This window comes from Lacihabitans sp. CS3-21, from assembly GCF_024343675.1.
Taxonomy (GTDB): domain Bacteria; phylum Bacteroidota; class Bacteroidia; order Cytophagales; family Spirosomataceae; genus Leadbetterella.
Genome location: NZ_RJUD01000105.1, coordinates 66,366 through 91,702 on the forward strand (window position 1 = coordinate 66,366; position 25,337 = coordinate 91,702).

Consider the following 25,337-nt stretch of genomic DNA (forward strand, 5'->3'; position numbering starts at 1 on the left):
TATTATTCTTTGATCTCTTGCAGTAACACATTTTTATAAAAAACCTCAGATCCTTCTGCTTGAAGTAGAATTTTACCTTTAGTCAGAGGGATCCAAGCATTCAGTTTGGCATCCCATTTTTTCATGGCTATAGCCTCATTGACAAAGTGATCATTAATATAAAACTTTGCATTGTCCCCTTTCACCACAAGGACTACCTTGTTCCAACCTTCTTTTTCCCAATAATAAGATCTTGCGAATCGATTATATTCAGACGAAAGTGTCCCAGCCGTCACTAATAATCCATTAACATCAAAGTTTTTATTTTGCGGATCTACTGTTGTACTAGCTTGAGCCTTCACAATCCATAAATCGCCAGTATCTCCTTCTTGAATTTGGCACTCAACACCAGCAGGCCAAATATTTTCATTTCCAAAAACATGAAACAAAACTCCGGCATCCCTTACACTTTCATCACGAGGTTTAAATTTCTTAACTCCCCATTTGTATTCTAAAGTCAAAACATAGTTGCTATACTCCTTATCAGTTATTAAACCACCGAATGATTGTGTGGAAAGGGCAGTTTGGGTTGCATAAGCGTGAATAAGACCATCTTTAGTTGAAAACAAATCTCGCTCAACACCCTGGTTATCATAAGACTGATGCCATCCATCAAAATTTTTGCCATTAAAAAGCAATTGCTCTTTTCCTAAAGTAAGTTTAGGCTGACTAAAACCATTGAGTGAAATAATAATGAATACAATAAACCAACATTTCATATTTGAAATTTAATGAGTTTTGCAAAGCCAAAAATCAAAGAGAGTTATTAACAACTGATCGCATCTTATCAATCCCCAATTGACAAGCAGCCATAGCATCCATTTTCCAAACGTCTTCGTTGAAAATCTCTAAAGAGAGTACTATTGGTGTATTTTTTTTATTCAAAATACCCAAAATTTCTTTAAATGGAGCCACACCATCACCCGGCATTACACGCATACCGTCTGTTATTGTGTTTTTATCGGCATTGGCAGGGAAGTCATTCATGTGGAACATCTGCATTTTATTCCCAGCAATCATACGCAAAGCCTCAAAAGGTGAACCTCCTCTGAATAAATGATAAACATCTGGTAAAATTATGGCATCAGGATGTCCACTTTCGGCAGCAACAAACAAAGTTTCACCAAAAAGATGAAGGTTTTTTGAAAATCCCCATAGTTCGAGTTGTGGCAAAACACCCATTTCCTTACCCAATTCTACCACTTTATAAAAACGCTCAGCAGCTTTTCTTAGGTCTACGTCAGCACCTGTTGTTGCACCAAACGGTGGAGCGGCAATACGCTTACAGCCAATCTGAGCCAACATATCCATTTCACGCTTAAGCTGCTCCATGGCCTTACCTCTTTCAGTTTCGTCATCAACTATCCATTTGGCAAAGCCAATAGAGTCTTCAATTAAAATACCTAAGTCAGTAGATTTTTTCTTTACATCAGCCAACTTACCTCCGTCCTTTATGTATTTCTCTAACGTACCCATCCAAATTTCTATGCCGTCAAAACCAACTTTAGCGGCAGTTTCGATTTCGGCCATTAATCCGATGTTTTGTTTACGAATGGTGCTAGTGTTTAAGCAAAAAGTAAAATTATGCTTGCTTTTCTTTGGTTTGGCTGCAAATGTTTCCAAACTGGTGGAAACAACAGCAGCACCAGCTATTGTTGATTTGAGAATTTCTCGACGATTCATTCAGTTTTTTTTAATTAATGGTTGAAAAGTAAAGTAAACGAATATTTACTTACTTATAAAATATAAAGGCACAAAAAAAAGCACCCCATTTCTGGAGTGCTTTCTTGTTATATGATTAATCTAATCGATTACTCAAGGATTTCAGTTACCTGACCAGCACCTACAGTACGTCCACCTTCACGAATCGCAAAACGAAGACCTTTGTCCATCGCAATAGCGTTGATCAAGTTTACAGTAATAGTGATGTTATCACCAGGCATAACCATCTCAACATTTTCTGGAAGGAAGATCTCTCCAGTAACGTCTGTAGTTCTGAAGTAGAACTGAGGACGGTATTTGTTAAAGAATGGCGTGTGACGTCCACCTTCTTCTTTCGAAAGAACGTAAACCTCAGCTTTGAATTTAGTGTGAGGCTTCACAGAACCTGGCTTACAGATTACCATACCTCTTTTGATAGACTCTTTGTCGATACCTCTCAACAAAAGACCTACGTTATCACCAGCTTCACCTCTGTCAAGGATTTTACGGAACATCTCAACACCAGTTACTACTGATTTAAGACCTTCAGCACCCATACCAAGGATATCTACTGCCTCACCAGAGTTGATGATACCAGTTTCGATACGACCTGTAGCAACAGTACCACGACCAGTGATTGAGAACACGTCCTCAACTGGCATCAAGAATGGCTTGTCAGTTGCACGAGCAGGAAGTGGAATGAAAGTATCTACAGCTTCCATCAATTCTTCGATTTTAGCAACCCACTGAGGCTCATTGTTCAAACCACCAAGAGCTGAACCTTGAATTACAGGAATATTGTCACCGTCGAATTTGTAGAATGAAAGCAACTCTCTGATTTCCATTTCTACTAGTTCAAGTAATTCTGGATCATCTACTAAGTCAACTTTGTTCATAAATACAACAAGCTCAGGAACACCAACCTGACGAGCAAGAAGGATGTGCTCACGAGTTTGTGGCATTGGACCGTCAGTAGCAGCTACCACGATGATGGCTCCGTCCATTTGGGCAGCACCAGTTACCATGTTCTTAACGTAGTCAGCGTGACCTGGACAGTCAACGTGTGCATAGTGACGATTAGCAGTCTGATACTCTACGTGAGAAGTATTGATTGTAATACCACGCTCTTTTTCTTCAGGTGCATTATCAATTGACGAGAAATCTCTAACCGCAGCTAGACCTTTGTTGGCCAAAACTGAAGTAATAGCAGCTGTCAATGTAGTTTTACCGTGGTCAACGTGACCGATTGTACCGATGTTTACGTGAGGTTTACTACGGTCAAAATTTTCTTTTGCCATTTTATTTGATAAAATTTATGTTGTTCAAAATTGTTTTTACTAAAAAAGAGCAATCAGAATTTCTAATTACTCGAAAATCGTTTCCATTCGAAAATACTTAGCCCAAATTCAGTATAGAGCCTTTGAGCAGAATCGGACTGCCGACCTCTTCCTTACCAAGGAAGTGCTCTACCACTGAGCTACAAAGGCTTTATGGAATCAGAGCGGGAGACCGGGCTCGAACCGGCCACCTATAGCTTGGAAGGCTATCGCTCTACCAAATGAGCTACTCCCGCTTAAACACTTTTATTGGTGGGGGCGGATGGATTCGAACCACCGTAAGCGTAAGCTAGCAGATTTACAGTCTGCCCCATTTGGCCACTCTGGTACACCCCCAAATACTCTCAAAGAACACACCCTTTTCGAAAGGAGATGCAAAAGTAGAATCTTTTTTTAGAACCACAAAACTTTCACAAAAAATTTCTTGATAAAATTTCATATTTCCCCTCTCCTTCCCTTCAAAAAATCAATATTTGCCTTATTATGAGGATTTAGAATACTTATGCATTTAATGAAAGTATTTACGTTGTTCATTTCCTAAAATGTAAATATTAACTGTTTCATTCTAAATTCTAGAAATATTTCTTATATACTTTCCCAAGTATACAATTTGGAATATTGTAAAATATTAAAAACCTACAGGAGTTGTCCAAATTCAGCATTTTTTTAAGTTTAATCTCAAGGAAGAAATGAAACTGTTTAAAATACAAAAAGGGCCAAAAGCCCTTTTTATATTAGTTTTATGAAGTTTTATAGTCTGAAGCCTACACTAAATGCTTGAATATCATTAAAGCTAGTTTGGTTTTCCTTGAAAAGTTTGTTCATATCATATCTCACGAAAAGCGTCATTCCATTCTTTTTACCAATTTCGGCGGTTACCCCATACACAAAATCATTCAATCCAAAGTCTCCTTTTATCTTATCTTCGCTTCTTCTTGAGAATTTTTCCATGCTGTAACCTCCCACTCTGTAGCCCGCATAACCACCCAGACCGATTTTGAATTTATCTTCTTTGAAACCGAAATTTAACAAAACTGGAAAATTCACATATGGCATTACCAATTTACTTTTTTCAGTTTCTTTGGTGTTTTCAACAAACGCTACTTGATTTATTGGCCTTCCATTTACCACTACATCTACCTCTCTAGCTACATTGCTATTTTTAAACATAAAATTATACCAAGCTATTTCAGGGCCATAACTAAACGCAACATCCATTTTTTTACCTTTTATCAATGTTGCATTTTTCCTCAATGAAAGTGCTACATATCTCGACTGCCAAGTGCGAAGACCAGTTAGTTCATTTGGCGATTTTGATTCATTGGCATGTGCAAAATTATTTAGCCCCAGATAGATACCAAAGTCACTTTTTGAAAAGAATTTTTTCTCTTTGGGAGTTTTTTGTTTTTTATTATCGTGGTTTCCATGCTCTTTGTGATCACCATGATCGTCATCAAAAGACTCGATCTCATCTTCTACTTCTTTTTCAATTCGTCTTTCCATTTGTTGTTCTGTCTCCTTTATGGTAGTGTCTTTTTTAGAAATGATGTCTTTGGTAATGATTTTGATTCTCTGGCCTTCTTTCGAGAACACCAGTAGGGTATCTCTTTTATCACCACCTTTTGAAATCAAAACCAAAGCACGCTCACGTTCATTGGAATCTACACCAACAGCTTTCAATACATTATCTAAATTCAAAGATTTAGGCAGCTCAATGGTTTTATTGTTACCAGTTATAACTTTCACCTTGTTATTCGTGCCCTTATCGTTGAATTCAATAATGGTGGTATCTTTAGGATATCCAAAAGCAAATGCCTGATATCCTGTGAGTAATGTAATTAATAATAACTTTTTCATAATTGTTAATTGTTGTTTAATCTTGCTTTTATCCAGTTTATTTTGTCTTTTATTTGGTTTGTTTCTGATACTATAAATCCTTCTTTGTCTAAGGCCAACTCCTCGATAGGCTTGAATCCTAACTTGTTAAAATCAACTTTTTCGCCCTTTTTCAAATTCTTCACTTCGTCCAAAACTCTTGTTACCAACGATTTGTCATCTGAGAAATATTCGTCAGTACTTTTAGTTACTTTACTATTTGAATTCTCTAAAATTTCAGGATTCACCCCAAAATTATTCACTTGATTTAGGGCTAATATTGGTGTTAGAAAAATCAAGGTCTCTTCTAAGTTTTCACTTTTAAATCCCGTCTTATTGGCCAAGACTGTTTTTGAATCAATTCCTATTTTTGAATTAACATCTATTAAACTAATTTCTTTTGGCTCATTAATATCAACATTATCAGCACTTTCAATCGGCACAACAGCTAAAGCAATAACATCATTTGGCTTTTTTATAGAAAATTCTGCAAATCCTGTTTTAAGGTATTTACTTGTTGGTACCAAATCAGCTAGATTTTCTTCTTTTTTGTTCGCCATTTCATTCAATTCAGAAGGAGAGGTAGCCTCCTCTGAATTTGGTAGGGTTGAAGTCAAAGTGTGATTAGAAACTTTTGACTTATTGTAAAAATATACACCTGCCAAAGAAACAATAAACAACGAAGCGGCCATAGCAAAGTACCTGTAAGGCACAATTCTCCTCTTTTTTTTGTTTTCTAGTTTACTCAAAAACAATTGATTAGCCCTATCGCTAGGCTTTACCTCTTGGTTTGCGAGTTTTTCCCTAAAAAAATCATCTATAGGATTCATATTCAATTTTTTTTAAACGATATATCCGTACCTCTCATTTTTTGTCAATTGTTCTTGCAAAATTGCTCTAGCTCTACTTAGCTGCGATTTCGAAGTTCCTTCTGAAATTCCAAGCATTTCAGCTATTTCGTTGTGATTATAGCCTTCAATGGCATAAAGATTAAAAACTGTCCTATATCCATTTGGAAGCGATTGTATGAGTTTCATTAATTCGTCGGACTCAAAATCTAAACTTTGATTATAAGAATTAAGAGATTCATTTACTTCATCTATTCCCACTTCGAGCATTTTTTTACTTCTCAGATACATCAAAGCCTCGTTCACCACTAATCTTTTTGCCCAACCTTCAAAACTTCCCTTAAATCCAAACTGACTAACTTTATCAAAAATCTTCATCATGCTTTCCACCATCAGGTCTTCAGCGGCCATTTTATCGCTAATATATCTGCAACAAATAGCTAAAAACCTATGTGAAAACTTTTCGTAGAACATACGCTGAGCATAAGCGTCTCCCTTTATGAGAGCCTTAGCTAAATCGTACTCAGTTTCGAAAAGTGATAAAATTTTTGCCATATAATCGGTTTCAATCTCAAGATGCAATTTTTTTATGTTAGGGTTGCATTATATTTGTAAAAAAATATAAGCTTATGTTTACATCTTTTGTGGAATCATTGAAAGCGATTCATCCAATAAAAAAGGAAACTGAAAAACTTCTTATCAAAAAACTTACTCGCCATACGGGTAAGGCTGGCGATATACTGGTAAAAGCAGGCGATATAAATGACAGGCTTTACTTTATAGAAAAAGGCCTGGTAAGATCATATTATACCATAGAAGAAAATAAAACAAAAACGGATGTTACTTCATGGTTTGTGGGCGAATTTGGTTTTATCTATATACCACACAGTTACATCCCAAAAGTTCCTTCTGTAGAAACTATCGAACTTTTGGAAGATTCAGAGATGATTTCGATAACAAACAAAGCCATGCAGGAGTTGTATGATACGGTTCCCGAGGCCAATTACATAGGGCGTATTCTGACAGAAATGTATTTGGTAATGTATGACGAACGCGTCCGTTTTATGAGAATGATGAGTGCACAAAAACGAAATGATGCTTTCAGGGATATGTTTCCGGATATCTATGATAGAGCACCAAAAAAATATATTGCCTCGTTTTTGGGTCTCTCGCCCGAAACCTTGAGTAGAGTAAGAAAAAAAGCGTAGTTTGAATTTTCCAGAAAGAAAAGAGAATAAATGACGATTTTAGATCAAATAATAGAAAATAAAAAAATTGAAATAGCCCGAGCTAAAGAAAAAGTAACTGTTGAAGAACTTAAAAGTTCGGTTTATTTTCAAAGAGAGACCATTTCTTTAAAGTCGGCTCTATTAGCGGAGAATTCAACAGGAATTATTTCGGAATACAAAAGAAAATCACCCTCAAAAGGAGATATTAACGTAGGTGCGGGAATAGCTGAAACCACTTTGGGATATACAAAAGCTGGAGCAGCAGGTATAAGTGTACTCACGGACACTGTTTTTTTTGGCGGCTTCAAAGAAGATTTATTGATTGCTCGTGAAAACAACCCAACTACTCCACTACTCAGAAAAGACTTCATGATAGATGAATATCAGCTATATGAAGCTAAAGCTTGGGGGGCTGATGTGATTTTACTAATCGCAGCTAATTTAGAAAGCTCAGAGATAGAATCATTAAGCAAAAAAGCACATGAATTAGGTTTAGAAGTCCTTTTGGAAGTTCATGACCAAGCCGAAATAGACAAAAGCCCGATGCAAAATGTGGATATTGTTGGTGTAAATAATCGAAATCTCAAAAATTTTGCAGAAAACAATGTGAATGCCTCGATTGAACTTTATGATTTTATCCCGAAAGAAAAAGTAAAAATATCAGAAAGCTGTATCAGCCATCCAGATACCGTAAAACAATTGAGAGAAATAGGCTACAAAGGATTTTTGATGGGAGAAAATTTCATGAAAACAAGTAACCCAGCTAAAGCCTTAGAGGAATTTGTAGAATTGATAATTTAAAACATTTGTTTCATTAGCTTGATACTTCAGTGCCTTTTAAAAAAAACAAAATGCTAAAAATCAAAGTTTGCGGAATGCGGGAAAGTCAGAATATACTGGCTTTGGCAGAGTTGCAACCAGATTTTATGGGGTTTATTTTTTATGAAAAATCGGCAAGGTTTACTGGTGATATTTTAGATAAAAAAACGCTCAGAAGTTTACCTCAAAATATCAAAAAGACAGGGGTTTTTGTAAATGAGAAATTAGAAAAAATAGTTGGGATTTGCAAAGAATACGATTTAGATTTTATACAATTACATGGAAATGAAACCATTGAGTTTTGTAGAAAATTAAAAAATGAGGGTTTAAAAATCATAAAAGTATTCTCAGTGGATAATTCTTTTGATTTTGCTGAAACCACTCCCTTTGAGACGTTTATTGATTATTTTCTATTCGACACCAAAGCCGATGGCGGATATGGCGGCCATGGAAAAACATTCGACTGGCAAATTTTAGATAATTATGCTGGTGAAAAACCTTTTCTATTAGCAGGAGGGATATCGTTAGAAAACTTGGAGGATTTGAAAAATATTAGAAATAAGAATTTTGCGGGAATTGACGTCAATAGCAAATTTGAAATAAGCCCTGCAAATAAAAACATGGAAGCCTTGATAGAGCTTTTTGAAAAAATAAGAATATGAAAAGTCTAAAAGAAAACTCACCGTTTCAGGTGGACGAGAGAGGTTATTACGGAAACTACGGCGGAGCGTTTATTCCCGAAATGCTTTATCCAAATGTAGAGGAGCTACGTGAAAACTATCTCCAAATCATGTATGAACCTAGTTTTCAAGAAGAATTTCAACGTTTATTGAAAGATTATGTGGGACGCCCAACTCCACTTTTTCATGCAGAGCGACTTTCAGAAAAATACCAAACCAAGGTATATCTCAAAAGAGAGGATCTCTGTCATACGGGGGCTCACAAGGTAAACAATACCCTTGGCCAAATATTATTGGCTAAAAAACTTAATAAAAAGAAAATCGTAGCAGAAACTGGAGCTGGACAACACGGCGTGGCCACCGCTACCATGTGTGCATTGATGGGTTTAGAATGCATCGTGTATATGGGCGAAATCGACATTGAACGCCAGGCTCCAAACGTGGCCCGTATGAAAATGCTCGGTGCGGAAGTGAGACCAGCAAAAAGTGGATCAAGAACCCTCAAAGATGCCACCAATGAAGCCATGAGACACTGGATAAACAACCCGACTGATACGCATTATATCATCGGTTCGGTAGTGGGCCCTCACCCCTACCCCGACATGGTGGCCAGATTCCAGTCGGTTATTTCTGAGGAAATCAGAACGCAACTTTTTGAGCAAACAGGATCAGAAAACCCAGATTATGTGATAGCTTGTGTTGGAGGAGGGTCAAACGCCGCAGGTACTTTTTACCATTTCTTAGACGAACCTTCTGTTAAAATAATAGCTGCTGAAGCCGCAGGACATGGTGTAAATACTGGCAAATCAGCAGCAACCACGTTTCTTGGTAAACCAGGCATCTTGCATGGAAGTAAAAGCTTATTGATGCAAACGTTTGATGGTCAAGTGGTTGAGCCACATTCTATTTCTGCTGGCTTGGATTATCCTGGTATCGGGCCACTTCATGCACATTTGTGGGAAAGCAAAAGGGCTACCTTCTACGGAATTACTGATGAGGAGTCATTGACAGCAGGCTTTGAACTCACCAAATTGGAAGGCATTATACCGGCCATAGAATCGAGTCACGCTTTGGCAGTTCTCAATTATTTGGGAGCTGGAAAAGACGAAGTCGTGGTGATAGGACTTTCAGGCAGAGGTGATAAGGATTTGGCAACATATATGAAGCATTTGTAAGAATTTCAGTCTTAAAACGGCCTGTTTTGGACTCCAAATTTCATTTTGAAGCTCATAATTTTGCTATAGTTTTAGATATTTAATTTTTAATCCAAACATAAGTTTATTATTTCTTCCCAATTAATTTTATTAAAAGGAAGGTATTTCTATTTTTGTTGAAATAATAAAAATTACAACATTCAACCATTCCCAAATATGCAAATTTTCAGTTCCTTACCTTTCAAATCATTCTTATTCGCGGCTTTATTTATGGCAATTTCAACAGGTGGTTTTTCACAAAAAAAAGAACTACGACATGTAGTAATGTTCAAATTCAAGGACACCTCATCTGCAGCCGATGTTAAAAAAGTGGAAGATGCTTTTCACGGACTAAAAGACAAAATCAAGCAAATAAAAGACTACGAATGGGGAACCAACAACAGCCCTGAAGGACTTGATAACGGTTTTACTCACTTGTTTTTTGTGACTTTTAAGAGTGAAGAAGACAGAGCCATATACTTGCCTCATCCTGACCACAAAGCATTTGTAGAAGTTTTGATGCCACATCTTGATAAAGTTATGGTATTGGATTATTGGGCAAAAAAATAAGTCACAATAATGAATCTCAATCTCAAAGAAAAAGTAATAATTGTTACAGGCGGAGCCAAAGGAATTGGAGAGGGAATTTCGTCACAATTGGCACTTGAAGGTGCATTTCCGGTAATTATCGGAAGAAACGCAAAAGATAATGAATCAGCTCTTGAGAAAATAACAGCGGCTGGAGGCTTTGGATTTACGGTAGAAGCCGAACTTTCGAACCCTGACGAGTGCAAAAAGGCTGTAGATACGGTTCTGGCAAGGTTTGGAAGGATACATGGATTAGTTAATAATGCAGGAGCCAACGACGGAATTGGACTCGAAAACGGTGATTACGAAGGCTTTATGGCCTCCTTACATCGCAACGTGGTCCATTATTATTTATTGGCAAAATATTGTCTGCCATCGTTGATAGAAACCGAGGGGTCTATCGTAAACGTCACCTCGAAAACCGCAGAGACTGGTCAAGGAGGCACTTCAGGATACGCAGCAGCCAATGGGGCACGTAATGCTCTGACAAGAGAGTGGGCTGTAGAATTGCTAAAATATGGCATAAGAGTAAACTCCGTGGTGGTTGCAGAATGTTATACCCCGCTTTATGACAAATGGATAAAAACCTTGCCTAATCCAGAGGAAACTCTAGAAAAAATTAAAGATAAAATTCCATTAGGAAAACGTATGACCACTGCCGAAGAATTGGCAAACATGGTGGTATTCTTGCTATCCAATCGTTCGAGTCATACCACCGGCCAGCTCATTCATGTAGATGGTGGTTATGTGCATTTGGATAGGGCTTTGTTGTGAAAAAATTAGATGGTCGGTTGTGTCCGCACAACCGACAGCAATAAACCTTACCCAATCTCCAAAAACCTCACATCAATACCCTTTAACAATTCTTTGGTTCTGTTCGGACGAGCATCTGTCAAAAAAACCTGACCAAAGACTTTGTTATCAATCATTTCTACCAATTTCTTGATTCGCTTTTCGTCTAACTTATCAAAAATATCGTCGAGTAAAAGAATAGGTTTAAAGCCTTTAATTTGGGTAAGTATATCAAACTGAGCCATTCTGATAGCCATAATAAAGGACTTTCGTTGACCTTGCGAACCGAATTTCTTCACGGGTTTCCCCTCCATCCAAAACTCATAGTCGTCTTTGTGAATTCCTTTGGTGGTACGTTGAGCTGCCAAATCATTAGCAATGGATTTCAAAAAAATTGCCTCAAAATTTTCTTCCGAACACTCCGAATTATAATTGATTTCGACAACTTCTCTGTTGTCAGAAAGGTCGTCATAATGCTTCTTGAACAAAGGCAAAAACTGGGATACAAAATTCTTCCTAAGGTCAAATATTTTTTTACCCGTAACCAAAAGCTGATCAGAGTAAATTCTAACCAAATCCTCATCGAAATAATTGTGCTCGCCAAATTGTTTTAGCAAACTATTCCGCTGATCAAGCGATTTATTATAAGACAAATACAGCTTTAAATATTCTCCATCTATTTGCGAAAGTATACCATCAAATAGTTTTCGGCGAGTTTCACTTCCATCGCGTATCAGATCTGTGTCATCAGGAGCAATCAGAACAACTGGATATTTGCCGATATGCTCAGAGAGTTTTTCATAAGGTACTTTGTCATAAAAAAATGACTTCTTACCTCCTCTTTGCATCGAGCAAGTGATCAGTTCTTTTCCAAAACGGCCCTCAATTTGAGCAAAATCCGTGTCAAAATTTATACTCAAAGCATCCTGACTATGAATAGAACTTTTACACAAAGACAGGAAATAAATGGCATCAAGAAGATTGGTTTTACCGCTTCCATTTTTACCAACTATACAATTCAATCCATCCGAAAACTCGTAAAATTGATTTTCGTAATTTCTGAAATTGGATAACTGGAGTTTTTCTATGTACATAATGACTACAAAGGTGCAGAAGAATTATTGCTTGGTCAAATTCATTTTTGAATCCGTAGAATTTTAAAAAAAACAATACCTAACATTTGGATGCATAAGAATATTATGTATGTTTGTATTAAATATTATCAATTTATTATGAATCAGCATCTGAAAGGCAGTTTGAGTACCATTATCCTGAAATTGTTACACGACAACGGCAGAATGTATGGTTACGAAATCACGCAAAAAGTAAAAGAACTCACCCAAGATGACATTCAAATAACCGAAGGAGCACTTTATCCTATTTTGCATAAATTGGAAGCTGAGGAAGTCCTAACTGCTGAACTCGAAAAAGTGGATGGCCGCACAAGAAAATACTACAAAATCACGCCAAAAGGAAATGCCGTTGCAGTGGACAGAATAGCTGAACTTAAGGCATTTGCCGAAAATTTAAACCTCATCTTAAACCCAAAACTTAGTTTATCATGAAACTCAACGAATCACAAATAGCTGAAATTGAAAAATATTTTAATTCTTGTGAACTTACATTCAAAGAATTCTATGATGAGATGTTCGATCATTTCTGCTCCGAAATAGAGCATAAAATGAACGAAAATAAATCTTTTGAGGAATCATTTAATGAAGTCCATGAAAATTTTGACTCATACAAACAGAAAGTTAGGCTTGGCGAAATTTCAGAATTTTATGGTTTAAAAGCCCTAGAATATCAACAAGCAATGTATTTCGACAGGAATATTAAAAAAGAGTATTTCCAAAGTTTAGCTAAGAATTTTTCAAGTTCAAAAATACTAATATGGATATTTTTAGGCTTATTAATTTTTAAGTTTTCGCCATATTCCCAAATTAATTTTAAATTAAATAGCTTAGGAGCTTTTTCAGGTGGGTTCAGTATCCCCTTAAATATTTTTTTAGCTGCATTCATTATTGAAAAAACCAATTTAGTTGAAGGGTTTAAACACTCTACATTAGGTTCATTTTTTTCCACCAAAAGAAGGATTTTTACTGATTTTTCCCTGAAAACAGTTTCGGTATTTAAAATCGCCTTAATACCTATTTCTGCTTTCATCTTTATCATTCAGTTTATCACATTATTTGAAATTCAAATGGATAAAGTAAGTCAGAGTGTTGTCTTTACTATGATTATTCTATTCTTATCAACTACATCGAATTTTTTCATTGAAAAAAAAATATTAAACTTTAAAATATTCAAAGCATGACTCTGACATTTGCCGAAATTAAAAAAATCGAAACCTTCGTAAAATCAAAATACGTAGAATACCACGATATCCAAGTTGAACTCGTAGATCATCTTGCTTCAGCCATAGAAGCAGAGCTAGAACAGTTCCCCAACCAAGATTTCGAAAAATTATTACTCTCAAAATACAAAAACTTCGGTTTGTTTGGTTTCTCAGACTTCGTAACTGAAAGAGCCAAGGCTGCTTATTCAGAAAGTCGCAAGAAATATTGGAGGCACTTTTTTGAGTTCTTTAAACTTCCAAAATTTGTTTACACACTCCTGGTGTTTATATTGACGTTCCTTATTATTAGTAATTTACAGTACAACCAATATAAATATTTCGTACTGCCATATTTTCTAATTACAGCATTGGCAGCAGTTGTAATATTGTTCAAAATGAACCGTGAAGAAAAACTAAAATTGATTCAGAAAAAATATCAACCACTATGGATTTCAATGAGCGGCTCTGTCCTAAACCTCAATAACCTCATATTGAGCGAAAGTTTCAAAAACGTCCTTTTTACCAATCCATATTTTATTTCCATCATTTGCACACTTTCTCTGATTGGCACTTGGGCTGAACTTTCCACCCACAAACAAATACACGAAAAACTTCGTTATCAGTATCCAGAAGCATTCAAATAAACTAAAATATCCTTGGAAATCACGAAAATTCAAATCGAAGAGTTAGGCAAAACAGATTGGAAAACAGTTGAGGGTAAACTAACCAAGATCTACACTTTCAAAAACTATACTGAAGTGATTGGTTTCACGAAAAAAGCCTTTGAAGTAATCGATAAACATAATCATCATCCCGAAATAATTGTCAATTATAGCAAAGTAGAGGTATCGGTAAATAATCATGAAGAGAAAAACCTCTCCGACAAATGCTATCTTTTAGCCAAAGACATAGATTTTATCAATAATATTCCTTCTATTTAGTTTTAATCCTTATTTTTGCAATCCAAAAAAATTCTAAGCGAAAACTTTATGGCAACCAGCAAAAAGAAAGAGGCGGCTCAAGTAAAATACACAAAAGAACAATATATCTTTTGGTATGAAACTATGCAGTTGCAACGCAAATTTGAAGAAAAAGCAGGGCAATTATATGGTCAGCAAAAAATCAGAGGTTTTTGTCATTTATATATAGGTCAAGAAGCGTGTTCTTCAGGAGCAGTTTCGGCATTAGAAAAAGGCGACAAATACATCACTGCTTACCGTGACCACGGTCATCCCTTGGTGTTGGGTACTGACCCTAAGCGTATCATGGCGGAGCTTTATGGCAAAGTAACGGGTACCACGAAGGGTAAAGGAGGTTCGATGCACATTTTCGATAAGGAAGTGGGTTTTGTAGGCGGCCATGGTATAGTAGGTGCACAAATACCTATGGGTGCTGGTCTGGGTTTTGCCGAAAAATATCTGAATACCGGTAAAGTATGTATATGCTATTTTGGAGATGGAGCCACTCGTCAAGGTGCTTTACATGAAGCTTTTAACATGGCCATGACTTGGAAAATACCGACTATTTTTGTTGTAGAAAATAACGGTTACGCAATGGGTACATCCGTAGAAAGAACCTCAAACGTAAGAGAGCTCTACACCTTGGCAGAAGCCTATGATATGCCAGCTGAGCCAGTAGATGCCATGGACGTTGAAATTGTACATGAAGCAGTTGGTAGAGCAGCTGAGAGAGCTAGAAAAGGTGATGGTCCAACATTTTTGGAATTCAAAACATACAGATTCAGAGGTCATTCGATGTCTGACCCACAAAAATATCGTACCAAAGAAGAGGTTGCAGAATGGAAACAAAGAGATCCAATCGAATTGATAAAGGACAGAATTTTGTCTCAGAAAATTGCTACTGAAGAAGAACTAAGTGCTATCGATGCTAAAATAAAGGTTCAAGTTGAAGAATCTGTGACATTTGCTGAGGAGTCACCTTGGCCTAAACCAGAGGAAGCTTTTGAAGACATTTATGTTCAGCAAGATTATCCATTCTTGAGAGAATAAAAATATAATATGTAATTAAAGACCGACAATTCGGTCTTTTTTTTGTGCTAAATTCGTTTTGGCACATTTTTTAGGAGTTTTTATATAAATTTTATGAAGGTTTTTCATAAATTTGCACTCCAAAAATTTTGAACAAAAGAAAAATGGCTGATAAAGACAATAAGGGTATAGAAATTATAGAAAATGCTGACGCACTGAAAAAAGAATTTTTCAAGTACGAAGGACTCTTAGAAAAAAACTCAAAAATACTTACTTACATAGGTGGTGCAATAATAGCAGTGGTTGCTCTCTATTTTGGTTACAAATACTACACGGATACCCAAGAAAAAGAAGCTCAAGTTGCACTTTATGATGCAGTGTTCTCTTTCGAGGCAGACTCGCTTAATCAAGCATTGAAAGGTAAAGGTGGTAACGAAGGCTTATTATCTTTGGCTGATAACTACAGCAGCACAAAAGCAGGTAAATTAGCAAGCCTATATGCAGGTATAGCTTTGATGAAACAAGCGAAATATGCCGAGGCAATTGAAAGATTGGATAAGTTCTCATCTGACGACCAAGTATTACAGGCTAGGGCTTATTCATTGATAGGTGATTGCTACATGGAGACTAAAAAAGTGGAAGATGCTATTACATACTACGAAAAAGCTTCTAACCACAAACCGAACAAGTTTTCTACTCCAGGTTATATGATGAAGTGGGCCAATGCTCTTACTGAGTCTAAAAAAACAAAAGAAGCTATTGAAGTATACGGCGATATCATAAACAAGTATCCTTCTGGCACAGAAACCTTGTTGGCTAAAAAGTACAAATCGAGAATGGAAACCGAAATTGGCGAATAACCGAGATTAAAATATTAAAAATCAAAGGGATAAGCCATCAGGTTTATCCCTTTTTTGTATCAAATATATAAACAATCATGTCTTCTGCTCATAAAAACCTTAGTATTTTCAAAACAGAAAACTTGCCCGACATAAGTTGGAAAAAGTTCGTGGTCATCGTAGCTGAGTGGAACGATGACATCACCGAACCTCTTGCTCAAGGAGCTATAGATACACTTCTTAAGTACGGTGCTAAAGAAACTAACATACTGAAAGTTTATGTTCCTGGAAGTTTTGAACTCAGTTATGGCTCGCAAGTTTATGCCCAAAAAGCTGAAATAGATGCCGTTATAGCAATTGGATGTGTAATTCAAGGAGAAACCAAACATAATGATTATATCAATCATGCCGTGGCTGGTGGATTAACTGAAGTTTCTTTGAAGTATAATAAACCCATAATATTTGGGGTATTAACACCCAACACCCATCAGCAAGCTCTAGACAGAGCTGGTGGCATACACGGCAACAAAGGCGATGAAGCTGCAATTACAGCAATTAAGATGCTCGGTTTAAAGTAAAACTTATTGTCACGCTGTGCAAAACCGGTGACACTCTGTGGTAAAAGAAAAAAATATAACAACAAAATATGCAAGTTTGGAAATTTGGTGGCACTTCGGTAGGAAAGCCAGAAAGAATGAAATCAATCAGAAACCTTGTAACAGAAGATAAAACAAGGAAAATTGTAGTATTATCAGCATTGTCTGGTACCACAAATGGCCTTTTGGCTATCGGTGAGGCCATCAAACAACATAAAAACTCAGAGGCTTTAGAAAACATTTCAAGTCTAAAAAACCACTACCAAACATTCATTGAAGAACTTTACGCTACACCAGAGGGCTTAGCCCAAGGCCAAAAAATCATAGATACTGAATTTGATTTTATAGCTTCTTTGGTCAATATAAGTCCATTTACACAAAAGCAGGACAAAGAATTAGTTGCACAAGGCGAAATACTGTCTACACAAATGTTCGCTGCTTACATGGAAGAGGTAGGCGACAGTGTAGTACTGATTCCTGCTCTTGATTTCATGCGAATAGATGCCGACAACGAGCCTGAGCTTGCTGTAATTGAAGAAAAACTTGGCCATCTTTTGTCAAAACAAACTGACAAACAAATAATTGTAACTCAAGGATTTATCTGCAGAAATCCACGTGGAGAAGTAGATAACTTAAAGCGTGGCGGTTCTGACTACACGGCTTCCTTGATTGGCGGAGCAACAGTTTCAGAAGAAATACAGATTTGGACCGACATAGACGGCATGCACAACAACGACCCAAGAATCGTGAAGCGAACATTTCCTGTGCGTGAGTTGAGCTTTGAAGAAGCAGCTGAATTGGCCTATTTTGGTGCCAAAATACTTCATCCAAGCACAATAACGCCTGCCAAAATGAAAGGTGTTCCTGTAAGATTGAAAAATACCATGGAGCCAAATGCACCTGGCACTTTGATAAAGTCGGATGTTTCGCATACCTCTGAAATCACAGCAATTGCAGCTAAAGACAACATCACAGCCATTTACATTCATTCTACCAGAATGCTGAATGCCTATGGGTTTTTAAGAAAAGTGTTTGAGGTTTTTGAAAAATACAAAACACCAGTAGACATGATAACCACTTCTGAGGTTTCTGTTGCTGTAACGATTGACAACAATGAAAATCTCGATAAAATCACGGAAGAACTTAAACAAATAGCTGATTTAGAACCCCATGATTTCAACCAAAGTATTATTTGTATTGTGGGTAATTTCATGGCAGACAAAGCAGGCATAGCCATAAATGTCATGAACGCCTTGAAAGATATTCCTGTGAGAATGATTGCCTACGGTGCTTCTGAGCACAATATGTCTATTTTGGTAGATACAAAAGATAAAAATGCTGCCTTGGAAGCGTTGAATGAGGGGCTTTTTAAATTTGATTAAAAATGCAAAAATCCCTCTCTGCCGTTTTCGAGAAAGACCTTATTAGGCTTAAATTAGAAATTGAAGCTTATAACAACGAAGAAAAACTTTGGATAAAAGCCGAAGGAATCAACAATTCGGCAGGAAACTTGTGTTTGCATATATTGGGAAATTTGAACAATTATATAGGTACCATTTTAGGAAACACAGACTATGTAAGAAATAGACCAGCCGAGTTTTCAGAAAAAACGACTAAAGACCAACTTTTGAAATCTATAGATGATACCACCGAAATAGTAAAAAATATAATTTTGGGTTTAGATTCATCCGTTTTCGACCAAACATACCCTGATAATGTTTTTGGACATGAAATGAAAACAAACTATTTCTTGATTCATCTTTTAGGCCATCTCAATTATCATTTAGGACAAATAAATTATCATAGAAGAATATTATGTTACAACTGAATTTCATCAAAGAAAACAAAGACTTGACCATCAAAGGTCTGGAGAGAAAGTACTTTAAAAACGCAGCAGAAACTGTTGAGCAGGTTTTGTCCTTGGACCAAATTCGTAAAGACACTCAGCTGGAGTTGGACAATACCTTGGCTCAGTCCAATAACTTGGCCAAAGAAATTGGTGCTTTGATGAAAGAAGGTAAAAAAGAAGAAGCAGAAGCTATAAAAGGTAAAACTGCTGAACTTAAAGTTACGTCAAAAGATTTGGAGGAAAAACTTAAAGAACTAGAAGTTTCTCTCCTCGACATATTGGTAACCATTCCCAACTTACCTCACGAAAGTGTGCCAGCAGGTAAAACACCAGATGAAAACTTGAACATTTTTTCGCAAGGTGAAATTCCAAAACTTCATGCCGAAGCACAACCACACTGGGAGTTGATAAAAAAATACGACATTATTGATTTCGAACTTGGAAATAAAGTATCGGGTGCAGGTTTCCCTTTTTACAAAGGCAAAGGAGCAAAAATCCAACGTGCATTGATAAATTTCTTCTTGAACGAAGCAGAAGCTGCTGGATATTTTGAAGTGCAGCCTCCAATCGTAATCAATGCTGCCTCAGGATTTGGAACTGGACAATTGCCCGACAAAGAAGGTCAAATGTACCATGCAACCGCCGATGATTTGTATTTAATCCCTACCGCTGAGGTGCCTATTACCAACATGTATAGAGATGTTATATTGAATGACAATGATTTACCAATAAAAAACGTAGCCTACACACCTTGTTTCCGTAGAGAGGCAGGTAGCTGGGGTGCACATGTGAGAGGTTTAAACAGACTGCATCAGTTTGACAAGGTCGAGATTGTGCAAGTTCGTAAGCCAGAAGAATCGTACCAGGCACTCGAAGAAATGTTAGAACATGTAAAAGGGCTACTTACAAAACTAGAGTTGCCATTCAGAATTCTTCGATTGTGTGGTGGTGATATGAGTTTCACTTCCGCTCTGACCTTCGATTTTGAGGTTTTCTCAGCGGCTCAAGAGCGTTGGTTAGAAGTCAGCTCCGTTTCTAATTTTGAAACTTACCAAGCCAACAGACTCAAACTAAGGTACAAAGTTGATGGCAAAACCAAGCTTTTGCATACCTTAAATGGTTCAGCATTGGCTTTACCAAGAATTTTAGCTGCTATATTAGAAAACAACCAAACCTCCGAAGGTATAAAAGTGCCAAAAGCACTCCAAGCTTTTTGTGGATTTGAAATGATAAAATAAATCAAAACCTTCAAGATTTTTCTTGAAGGTTTTTTGTTTAACAATTATTTCTAAAAACATTACTATTCAAAATGTGTTTAAATAAAAAAAAATAACGCTAAATTTTTACAGAAAATCAATATCATTTTACCAATAAATTTCAGTATTTATATTGATTCTAAACGGTTTCAGAGTTAGATTTGAACCTCGAAAGTAAATTGGATTTTTCTAAGTATTTACTATTAATTAAATTTTAAAAATATAACATGTCTTGGTTAACAAAAACTTTAACAAGCTCCATAGGTAAAAAACTACTAATGGCACTTACTGGCTTGTTTCTTTGTACTTTTTTGGTGGTGCATTTAATAGGTAACCTACAATTATTCAAAAATGACGGTGGTTATGCATTTAACAATTATGCTGTCTTCATGACCACATTCCCAGTGATTAAAATTGTATCTTACGTAAACTATGCATTGATACTTTTCCATGCTTTTTGGGGACTTTACATTACCTACAAAAACCGTCAGGCTCGTCCGATTGGGTATGCTGTAGTAAAAAACTCATCAAGTGTATTTAGTCGCAATATGGCCATCCTAGGTACAATCCTTTTGGTTTACTTGGTTGTTCACATGAGTGATTTCTGGTACAGATATCATAATGAAGCTTTGCCTTATGTAAAATATACCGAGCAGATAGCTTCAGGAAATATTGAAACAACTCCGATGGAAATTGGTTATACTCAAGAAGCCAAAAAAGTGGAAACGGTTAACGAGGAAGCAGGAACAAGGACAGTAATTGTTAAAGATTTATACAACGTTGTTTCTTTCTCATTTCAAAACATATTGTTAGTATTGTTTTATGTACTTTCAATGTTTGCAGTTGCTTTTCACTTATTTCACGGCTTTCAAAGTGCATTTCAAACTTTGGGCTGGAGTCATCCAAAATACACTCCACTGGTAAAAGGTTTAGGTGTTTGGGTGTTTGCGGTACTTATTCCAATTGGATATGCAGCAATGCCCCTTTATTTTTATTTTTTTAAATAATTTTAGTTTAATTATAAAAAATGGCAACAATAAAATTGGACGCTAAGGTGCCTGAGGGCCCAATAGGTGAAAAGTGGACGAAATATAAATCTTCTGTACCATTGGTAAACCCAGCCAACAAGCGTAGTCTTGAAATTATAGTGGTGGGAACAGGCCTTGCAGGTGCTTCTGCGGCAGCATCATTGGCTGAAATGGGCTACAAAGTTAAAACATTCTGTTTTCAAGATTCTCCTCGAAGAGCACACTCCATTGCAGCTCAAGGAGGTATAAATGCAGCCAAAAATTATCAAAACGACGGTGACTCTACTTATAGATTGTTTTACGATACCATTAAGGGCGGCGACTACCGTGCAAGAGAAGGAAACGTTCATCGTTTGGCAGAAGTTTCAGCCAGTATTATAGATCAATGTGTTGCTCAAGGTGTACCATTTGCTCGTGATTATGGTGGCATGTTACGTAACCGTTCGTTTGGTGGTACGCAAGTTCAACGTACGTTTTATGCAGCCGGACAAACTGGTCAGCAGTTACTTTTGGGAGCCTATTCTGCCCTTGAGAGACAAATAGGCAAAGGTTCTGTTATCAATTATTCTCGCCATGAGATGCTTGATGTAGTTAAAATAGACGGCAAAGCCAGAGGAATTATAGCAAGAAATCTTATCACTGGTGAGCTAGAAAGACACTTCGGACACGCCGTGTTACTTTGTACGGGTGGATACGGAAATGTATTTTATCTTTCTACAAACGCAATGGGAAGTAATGTAACAGCGGCTTGGAAAGCACACAAACAAGGAGCATTATTTGCCAATCCATGTTTTACACAAATACACCCTACTTGTATTCCTGTTTCTGGCGATCATCAATCGAAATTGACTTTGATGTCTGAGTCGCTTCGTAACGACGGCCGTATATGGGTGCCAAAACAAAAAGACGATAAACGTGCGGCCAACGATATTCCAGAAGAAGAAAGAGATTATTACTTGGAGCGTCGTTATCCTGCGTTTGGTAACTTGGTGCCGAGAGATATCGCTTCTCGTGCCGCCAAAGAAAGATGTGATGCCGGCTATGGAGTTGGAGTAACGAAAATGGCTGTTTATTTAGATTTCAAATCTAACTTAATTAACAAATACGGAAGAGCCGAAGCAACAAAATTGGGTATTGAAAATCCTGATTTGGACACTTTGATTCGCCTTGGAAAAGAAGTCGTAAAAGAAGAATACGGTAACTTGTTTGACATGTACAAGCAAATTACCGGTGAAGACCCTTACGAAGTACCGATGATGATATATCCGGCCGTTCACTACACAATGGGTGGCGTTTGGGTAGATTACAACTTGATGACAACCGTCCCTGGTCTTTATTGTTTAGGTGAAGCCAACTTCTCTGACCACGGAGCCAACCGTTTGGGAGCTTCGGCCCTGATGCAAGGATTGTCTGATGGATACTTTGTGATTCCTTACACGATTGGTTCATATTTATCCGCTGAAATCAAAACTAAATCGATTTCAACTGATCATGAGGCATTTGTGGAAGCTGAAAAAGCAACACGTGAGAGAATTGAGAAATTAATTAATATCAAAGGCAAACAATCTCCAGAATCATTCCACAAAAGATTAGGAAAAATCATGTGGGAAAAATGCGGCATGGCTAGAAATGAAAAAGGTTTGACAGAAGCAATTGCCGAAATTCAGGCCTTGAAAAAAGAATTCTGGAGTGATTTGAGGGTTTTAGGAGACATAGACGGATTCAACCCAGAGCTTGACAAAGCTGGCCGTGTGGCTGACTTTATCGAATTGGGTGAATTAATGTGTATTGATGCTTTGAACAGAAATGAATCGTGCGGAGGCCACTTTAGAGAAGAATACCAAGAAGATGGCGGCGAAGCAATGCGTGACGATGAAAACTTTATGTATGTAGCAGCATGGGAACACAAAGGCGAAAGCAAGTGGGAACTGCACAAAGAGGAGCTGAAGTATGAAAACATCAAAATAGCTCAACGTAACTATAAATAATTATTTCAATTTTTTTTGAATTATGAGCACAGGTAATATGACCATTAATCTGAAAGTTTGGAAACAAAAAAACGCCAAAACTTCGGGTAATTTAGAAACATATAAAGTTGATCAAGTTTCGCCAGACATGTCATTTTTAGAGATGTTTGACGTTCTAAACGAAAAACTTGTACAAGAAAATAAAGAACCGATAGCATTTGACCATGATTGCCGAGAAGGTATCTGTGGGATGTGCTCGATGTATATCAATGGCCAACCGCACGGCCCGCTGGAAGGTGTAACCACTTGTCAGCTTCACATGAGAACTTTCAAAGATGGCGACACCATTGTAGTAGAGCCTTGGAGATCTGCAGCATTCCCAGTTATAAAAGACTTGGTAGTAGATCGGACAGCTTTCGACAGAATCATTGCTTCAGGAGGTTTTGTGTCTGTAAATACGGGTAATGCTCAAGACGCAAACAACCTAGCAATTGGTAAAGACAAAGCCGACATGGCTTTTGCTGCAGCTGCTTGTATTGGTTGCGGTGCCTGTGTCGCGGCTTGTAAAAACGCTTCCGCGATGCTGTTTGTTTCAGCAAAAGTTTCTCAATTGGCTTTATTACCACAAGGCCAGCCAGAAAGAGAATCAAGAGCACTTAACATGGTGGCACAAATGGATGCCGAAGGATTTGGTGCTTGTACCAATACAGGAGCTTGTGCAGCCGAATGTCCAAAAGAAATTTCTCTTGACAATATTGCTAGACTAAATAGAGAGTTTTTGGGAGCAAGTATTAGCAGCCAAGAAGTTTAAAAATATTACAAAAATCTTTAGCTGAATTCAATAGTTTTATTAACTTTGCATCAAAGTTGTGTGGATTTAGTAGCGAGACACCCACGTCGGTTTCCGGTGTGGGTGTTTTTTTATGTATTATTTCTATGTAAATTCTCCGATTTTTGCTGGTTTATATTATTTAATTTGAATTTTATACCGATTTTTGCGTTTTAGATACAAAAGACAAACTATCAGGCTTAGCCAAAAAATATGGAAGGATTAATTATGGCCGCTCAGCTTTTGCTGGCACTCACTATTTTAGTTGGACTACACGAATTTGGACATTTTATATTTGCCAGAATCTTCAACATCAGAGTTAATAAATTTTATATTTTCTTCGACTTCCTGTTTCCACTTCCTAACGTCTTGAACTTTGCTCTTTGGAAAAAGAAAAAAGGGGATACTGAATATGGTCTAGGTTGGTTTCCATTGGGTGGCTATGTAGATATTGCAGGTATGATAGACGAAACCAAAGATGCTTCTCAATTATCTTCAACCCCTGAGCCATGGGAATTCAGATCTAAACCAGCTTGGCAAAGACTTTTTGTAATGTTGGGAGGCATAATTGTAAATGTCATATTAGGTATTTTGATATTTTCAGGTGTGAAATACTTTTGGGGAGATGAAGATTATACAAGAGAGGAAATTAACAAAAGAGGAATATTTGCCTACCCAATAGCTGAAAAGATTGGATTGAAAACTGGTGACAAAATCACTAAAATAAATGGTAAAGACTACGCAACTCTTAGTGAATTAAGAGGTTCAATCACCAATGAAAATACGCTTTTTACGGTACTCAGAGATAGTACAACCATAGAGATTCCGATTCCAAATGAGCTTATAGACAAAGTTGCTCAAAAGAATTATTTCATAGATCCCATCATACCATTTGAAGTAGATAGAGTTACTAAAGGAATGCCAGCTGAAAAGTCAGGCTTGAGGGGCGGTGATAAAATTTTAAGCTTCAATGGTACGCCAATTACTTTTTATCAACAGATTCAACCTTTGATAAAAAAATCAGCCAACAAAAAAGTTGACTTGGAGATTGAAAGAAAAGGAACAATCCTTCACATTCATCCAATAGTTACTGCAGATTCGGCAATTGGATTTTATCCTAAAAGCCTTTTGGCATCTACAAAAGCAAAATACTCTTTACCAGAGGCCTTCAAAGTAGGCTCTACTGAAGCTCTTGGAGTTATTCCTCAACAAATCAATGGTTTTGCTAGAATTTTCAAAGGACATATTTCTCCGAAAAATGCACTTACTGGTCCAGTAGGTTTGGCCCAAATGTTTTCTCCAAAATGGGACTGGGAAAAGTTTTGGGGACTGACTGGATTGCTATCAATGGCATTGGCTTTTATGAATGCCCTACCGATACCTGCCTTGGATGGTGGACACGTGATAGTCTTACTGTATGAAATGATTAGTGGTCGTAAACCATCAGAGAAGTTTATGGAGCGTACACAACAAATCGGCACATTCATTTTATTGGCATTGATGGTATATGTATTGTTTAACGATACCATAAAACTGATATTCTAAAAAT

27 protein-coding genes and 3 tRNA genes are annotated in these 25,337 nt (G+C 37.0%); 20 read left to right on the forward strand and 10 right to left on the reverse strand.

Features of this window, described 5'->3' with window-relative positions:
- Positions 1-2 precede the first annotated feature (2 nt).
- From EGI24_RS18690 to EGI24_RS18730, 9 genes are all read right to left on the reverse strand, one after another.
- Complete coding sequence (locus EGI24_RS18690; RefSeq protein WP_255050087.1) at positions 3-758, reverse strand: DUF1080 domain-containing protein; 756 nt, start codon at positions 756-758, stop codon at positions 3-5.
- Positions 759-792: 34 nt separating this feature from the next.
- Complete coding sequence (locus tag EGI24_RS18695) at positions 793-1,722, reverse strand: sugar phosphate isomerase/epimerase (protein ID WP_255050088.1); 930 nt, start codon at positions 1,720-1,722, stop codon at positions 793-795.
- Positions 1,723-1,850: 128 nt separating this feature from the next.
- Entirely contained in the window at positions 1,851-3,038 is a 1,188-nt protein-coding gene (tuf, locus tag EGI24_RS18700) for an elongation factor Tu (protein ID WP_255050089.1), read from the reverse strand.
- A gap of 117 nt (positions 3,039-3,155) precedes the next feature.
- Positions 3,156-3,227 (reverse strand) — tRNA-Thr (locus EGI24_RS18705).
- Between the two features lie 13 nt (positions 3,228-3,240).
- Positions 3,241-3,313: transfer RNA gene (locus EGI24_RS18710), tRNA-Gly, on the reverse strand.
- A 14-nt stretch (positions 3,314-3,327) separates the two neighbouring features.
- Positions 3,328-3,413 (reverse strand) — tRNA-Tyr (locus EGI24_RS18715).
- A 414-nt stretch (positions 3,414-3,827) separates the two neighbouring features.
- The gene (locus tag EGI24_RS18720; protein ID WP_255050090.1) at positions 3,828-4,934 is read right to left on the reverse strand and encodes a hypothetical protein; all 1,107 of its coding nucleotides are present in this window, start codon (positions 4,932-4,934) and stop codon (positions 3,828-3,830) included.
- Between the two features lie 5 nt (positions 4,935-4,939).
- Complete coding sequence (locus tag EGI24_RS18725; protein WP_255050091.1) at positions 4,940-5,782, reverse strand: hypothetical protein; 843 nt, start codon at positions 5,780-5,782, stop codon at positions 4,940-4,942.
- Between the two features lie 12 nt (positions 5,783-5,794).
- Complete coding sequence (locus EGI24_RS18730; protein WP_255050092.1) at positions 5,795-6,355, reverse strand: RNA polymerase sigma factor; 561 nt, start codon at positions 6,353-6,355, stop codon at positions 5,795-5,797.
- 74 nt (positions 6,356-6,429) lie between these two features.
- Between EGI24_RS18730 and EGI24_RS18735 the strand changes: the two genes are divergently transcribed.
- The 6 genes from EGI24_RS18735 to EGI24_RS18760 all read left to right on the forward strand — a co-directional run bounded on the left by EGI24_RS18735 (position 6,430) and on the right by EGI24_RS18760 (position 11,083).
- Entirely contained in the window at positions 6,430-7,008 is a 579-nt protein-coding gene (locus EGI24_RS18735) for a Crp/Fnr family transcriptional regulator (protein WP_255050093.1), read from the forward strand.
- Positions 7,009-7,038: 30 nt separating this feature from the next.
- Complete coding sequence (gene trpC, locus EGI24_RS18740; protein WP_255050095.1) at positions 7,039-7,830, forward strand: indole-3-glycerol phosphate synthase TrpC; 792 nt, start codon at positions 7,039-7,041, stop codon at positions 7,828-7,830.
- Positions 7,831-7,880: 50 nt separating this feature from the next.
- On the forward strand, positions 7,881-8,510 hold the full coding sequence (locus EGI24_RS18745; RefSeq protein WP_255050097.1) for a phosphoribosylanthranilate isomerase: 630 nt from the start codon (positions 7,881-7,883) through the stop codon (positions 8,508-8,510).
- Positions 8,507-9,703: a tryptophan synthase subunit beta gene (trpB, locus tag EGI24_RS18750; RefSeq protein ID WP_255050099.1), complete on the forward strand. Its 1,197-nt coding sequence runs from the start codon at positions 8,507-8,509 to the stop codon at positions 9,701-9,703. The genes EGI24_RS18745 and trpB overlap by 4 nt, the downstream gene beginning before the upstream one ends.
- Positions 9,704-9,952: 249 nt before the next feature.
- Positions 9,953-10,291 (forward strand): Dabb family protein, encoded by a 339-nt coding sequence (locus EGI24_RS18755; RefSeq protein ID WP_255050155.1) that lies wholly within the window; start codon positions 9,953-9,955, stop codon positions 10,289-10,291.
- 9 nt (positions 10,292-10,300) lie between these two features.
- On the forward strand, positions 10,301-11,083 hold the full coding sequence (locus EGI24_RS18760) for an SDR family oxidoreductase (RefSeq protein WP_255050100.1): 783 nt from the start codon (positions 10,301-10,303) through the stop codon (positions 11,081-11,083).
- 47 nt (positions 11,084-11,130) lie between these two features.
- Here the strand turns inward: EGI24_RS18760 and recF are convergent, their stop codons facing one another.
- The gene (recF, locus tag EGI24_RS18765; RefSeq protein WP_255050104.1) at positions 11,131-12,195 is read right to left on the reverse strand and encodes a DNA replication/repair protein RecF; all 1,065 of its coding nucleotides are present in this window, start codon (positions 12,193-12,195) and stop codon (positions 11,131-11,133) included.
- A 138-nt stretch (positions 12,196-12,333) separates the two neighbouring features.
- Between recF and EGI24_RS18770 the strand changes: the two genes are divergently transcribed.
- From EGI24_RS18770 to rseP, 14 genes are all read left to right on the forward strand, one after another.
- Entirely contained in the window at positions 12,334-12,666 is a 333-nt protein-coding gene (locus EGI24_RS18770; protein WP_255050105.1) for a PadR family transcriptional regulator, read from the forward strand.
- On the forward strand, positions 12,663-13,415 hold the full coding sequence (locus EGI24_RS18775) for a hypothetical protein (RefSeq protein WP_255050106.1): 753 nt from the start codon (positions 12,663-12,665) through the stop codon (positions 13,413-13,415). Before EGI24_RS18770 ends, EGI24_RS18775 begins: the two co-directional genes overlap by 4 nt.
- A complete protein-coding gene (locus EGI24_RS18780; protein WP_255050107.1) occupies positions 13,412-14,080 on the forward strand; it encodes a hypothetical protein in 669 nt (222 codons plus the stop codon). The genes EGI24_RS18775 and EGI24_RS18780 overlap by 4 nt, the downstream gene beginning before the upstream one ends.
- A 12-nt stretch (positions 14,081-14,092) precedes the next feature.
- Positions 14,093-14,377 carry a 4a-hydroxytetrahydrobiopterin dehydratase gene (locus EGI24_RS18785; protein ID WP_255050111.1) on the forward strand — a complete coding sequence of 95 codons (285 nt, stop codon included), beginning with the start codon at positions 14,093-14,095 and terminating at the stop codon, positions 14,375-14,377.
- Positions 14,378-14,425: 48 nt separating this feature from the next.
- On the forward strand, positions 14,426-15,445 hold the full coding sequence (gene pdhA, locus EGI24_RS18790; protein ID WP_255050112.1) for a pyruvate dehydrogenase (acetyl-transferring) E1 component subunit alpha: 1,020 nt from the start codon (positions 14,426-14,428) through the stop codon (positions 15,443-15,445).
- 128 nt (positions 15,446-15,573) lie between these two features.
- The gene (locus EGI24_RS18795) at positions 15,574-16,284 is read left to right on the forward strand and encodes a tetratricopeptide repeat protein (protein WP_255050113.1); all 711 of its coding nucleotides are present in this window, start codon (positions 15,574-15,576) and stop codon (positions 16,282-16,284) included.
- Between the two features lie 77 nt (positions 16,285-16,361).
- Complete coding sequence (gene ribH / locus EGI24_RS18800; protein ID WP_255050114.1) at positions 16,362-16,841, forward strand: 6,7-dimethyl-8-ribityllumazine synthase; 480 nt, start codon at positions 16,362-16,364, stop codon at positions 16,839-16,841.
- 68 nt (positions 16,842-16,909) lie between these two features.
- Positions 16,910-18,241 (forward strand): aspartate kinase, encoded by a 1,332-nt coding sequence (locus EGI24_RS18805; protein ID WP_255050115.1) that lies wholly within the window; start codon positions 16,910-16,912, stop codon positions 18,239-18,241.
- 2 nt (positions 18,242-18,243) lie between these two features.
- The gene (locus EGI24_RS18810; RefSeq protein WP_255050116.1) at positions 18,244-18,687 is read left to right on the forward strand and encodes a DinB family protein; all 444 of its coding nucleotides are present in this window, start codon (positions 18,244-18,246) and stop codon (positions 18,685-18,687) included.
- Complete coding sequence (gene serS, locus EGI24_RS18815) at positions 18,675-19,946, forward strand: serine--tRNA ligase (protein WP_255050117.1); 1,272 nt, start codon at positions 18,675-18,677, stop codon at positions 19,944-19,946. The genes EGI24_RS18810 and serS overlap by 13 nt, the downstream gene beginning before the upstream one ends.
- Before the next feature lie 245 nt (positions 19,947-20,191).
- Complete coding sequence (locus EGI24_RS18820; RefSeq protein WP_255050118.1) at positions 20,192-20,971, forward strand: succinate dehydrogenase cytochrome b subunit; 780 nt, start codon at positions 20,192-20,194, stop codon at positions 20,969-20,971.
- 29 nt (positions 20,972-21,000) lie between these two features.
- Positions 21,001-22,980 carry a fumarate reductase/succinate dehydrogenase flavoprotein subunit gene (locus tag EGI24_RS18825; protein WP_255050156.1) on the forward strand — a complete coding sequence of 660 codons (1,980 nt, stop codon included), beginning with the start codon at positions 21,001-21,003 and terminating at the stop codon, positions 22,978-22,980.
- Positions 22,981-23,017: 37 nt separating this feature from the next.
- Entirely contained in the window at positions 23,018-23,770 is a 753-nt protein-coding gene (locus EGI24_RS18830; RefSeq protein ID WP_255050157.1) for a succinate dehydrogenase/fumarate reductase iron-sulfur subunit, read from the forward strand.
- Between the two features lie 231 nt (positions 23,771-24,001).
- Positions 24,002-25,333 (forward strand): RIP metalloprotease RseP, encoded by a 1,332-nt coding sequence (gene rseP / locus EGI24_RS18835; RefSeq protein WP_255050119.1) that lies wholly within the window; start codon positions 24,002-24,004, stop codon positions 25,331-25,333.
- Positions 25,334-25,337: the final 4 nt, after the last annotated feature.

Excerpts from the sequence above, each read along its gene's own strand:
- EGI24_RS18690 (WP_255050087.1), bottom strand. The coding sequence starts at position 758 with ATGAAATGTTGGTTTATTGTATTCATTATTATTTCACTCAATGGTTTT.
- EGI24_RS18695 (WP_255050088.1), bottom strand. The coding sequence starts at position 1,722 with ATGAATCGTCGAGAAATTCTCAAATCAACAATAGCTGGTGCTGCTGTT.
- tuf (WP_255050089.1), bottom strand. The coding sequence starts at position 3,038 with ATGGCAAAAGAAAATTTTGACCGTAGTAAACCTCACGTAAACATCGGT.
- EGI24_RS18720 (WP_255050090.1), bottom strand. The coding sequence starts at position 4,934 with ATGAAAAAGTTATTATTAATTACATTACTCACAGGATATCAGGCATTT.
- EGI24_RS18725 (WP_255050091.1), bottom strand. The coding sequence starts at position 5,782 with ATGAATCCTATAGATGATTTTTTTAGGGAAAAACTCGCAAACCAAGAG.
- EGI24_RS18730 (WP_255050092.1), bottom strand. The coding sequence starts at position 6,355 with ATGGCAAAAATTTTATCACTTTTCGAAACTGAGTACGATTTAGCTAAG.
- EGI24_RS18735 (WP_255050093.1), top strand. The coding sequence starts at position 6,430 with ATGTTTACATCTTTTGTGGAATCATTGAAAGCGATTCATCCAATAAAA.
- trpC (WP_255050095.1), top strand. The coding sequence starts at position 7,039 with ATGACGATTTTAGATCAAATAATAGAAAATAAAAAAATTGAAATAGCC.
- EGI24_RS18745 (WP_255050097.1), top strand. The coding sequence starts at position 7,881 with ATGCTAAAAATCAAAGTTTGCGGAATGCGGGAAAGTCAGAATATACTG.
- trpB (WP_255050099.1), top strand. The coding sequence starts at position 8,507 with ATGAAAAGTCTAAAAGAAAACTCACCGTTTCAGGTGGACGAGAGAGGT.
- EGI24_RS18755 (WP_255050155.1), top strand. The coding sequence starts at position 9,953 with ATGGCAATTTCAACAGGTGGTTTTTCACAAAAAAAAGAACTACGACAT.
- EGI24_RS18760 (WP_255050100.1), top strand. The coding sequence starts at position 10,301 with ATGAATCTCAATCTCAAAGAAAAAGTAATAATTGTTACAGGCGGAGCC.
- recF (WP_255050104.1), bottom strand. The coding sequence starts at position 12,195 with ATGTACATAGAAAAACTCCAGTTATCCAATTTCAGAAATTACGAAAAT.
- EGI24_RS18770 (WP_255050105.1), top strand. The coding sequence starts at position 12,334 with ATGAATCAGCATCTGAAAGGCAGTTTGAGTACCATTATCCTGAAATTG.
- EGI24_RS18775 (WP_255050106.1), top strand. The coding sequence starts at position 12,663 with ATGAAACTCAACGAATCACAAATAGCTGAAATTGAAAAATATTTTAAT.
- EGI24_RS18780 (WP_255050107.1), top strand. The coding sequence starts at position 13,412 with ATGACTCTGACATTTGCCGAAATTAAAAAAATCGAAACCTTCGTAAAA.
- pdhA (WP_255050112.1), top strand. The coding sequence starts at position 14,426 with ATGGCAACCAGCAAAAAGAAAGAGGCGGCTCAAGTAAAATACACAAAA.
- ribH (WP_255050114.1), top strand. The coding sequence starts at position 16,362 with ATGTCTTCTGCTCATAAAAACCTTAGTATTTTCAAAACAGAAAACTTG.
- EGI24_RS18805 (WP_255050115.1), top strand. The coding sequence starts at position 16,910 with ATGCAAGTTTGGAAATTTGGTGGCACTTCGGTAGGAAAGCCAGAAAGA.
- EGI24_RS18810 (WP_255050116.1), top strand. The coding sequence starts at position 18,244 with ATGCAAAAATCCCTCTCTGCCGTTTTCGAGAAAGACCTTATTAGGCTT.
- serS (WP_255050117.1), top strand. The coding sequence starts at position 18,675 with ATGTTACAACTGAATTTCATCAAAGAAAACAAAGACTTGACCATCAAA.
- EGI24_RS18820 (WP_255050118.1), top strand. The coding sequence starts at position 20,192 with ATGTCTTGGTTAACAAAAACTTTAACAAGCTCCATAGGTAAAAAACTA.
- EGI24_RS18830 (WP_255050157.1), top strand. The coding sequence starts at position 23,018 with ATGACCATTAATCTGAAAGTTTGGAAACAAAAAAACGCCAAAACTTCG.
- rseP (WP_255050119.1), top strand. The coding sequence starts at position 24,002 with ATGGAAGGATTAATTATGGCCGCTCAGCTTTTGCTGGCACTCACTATT.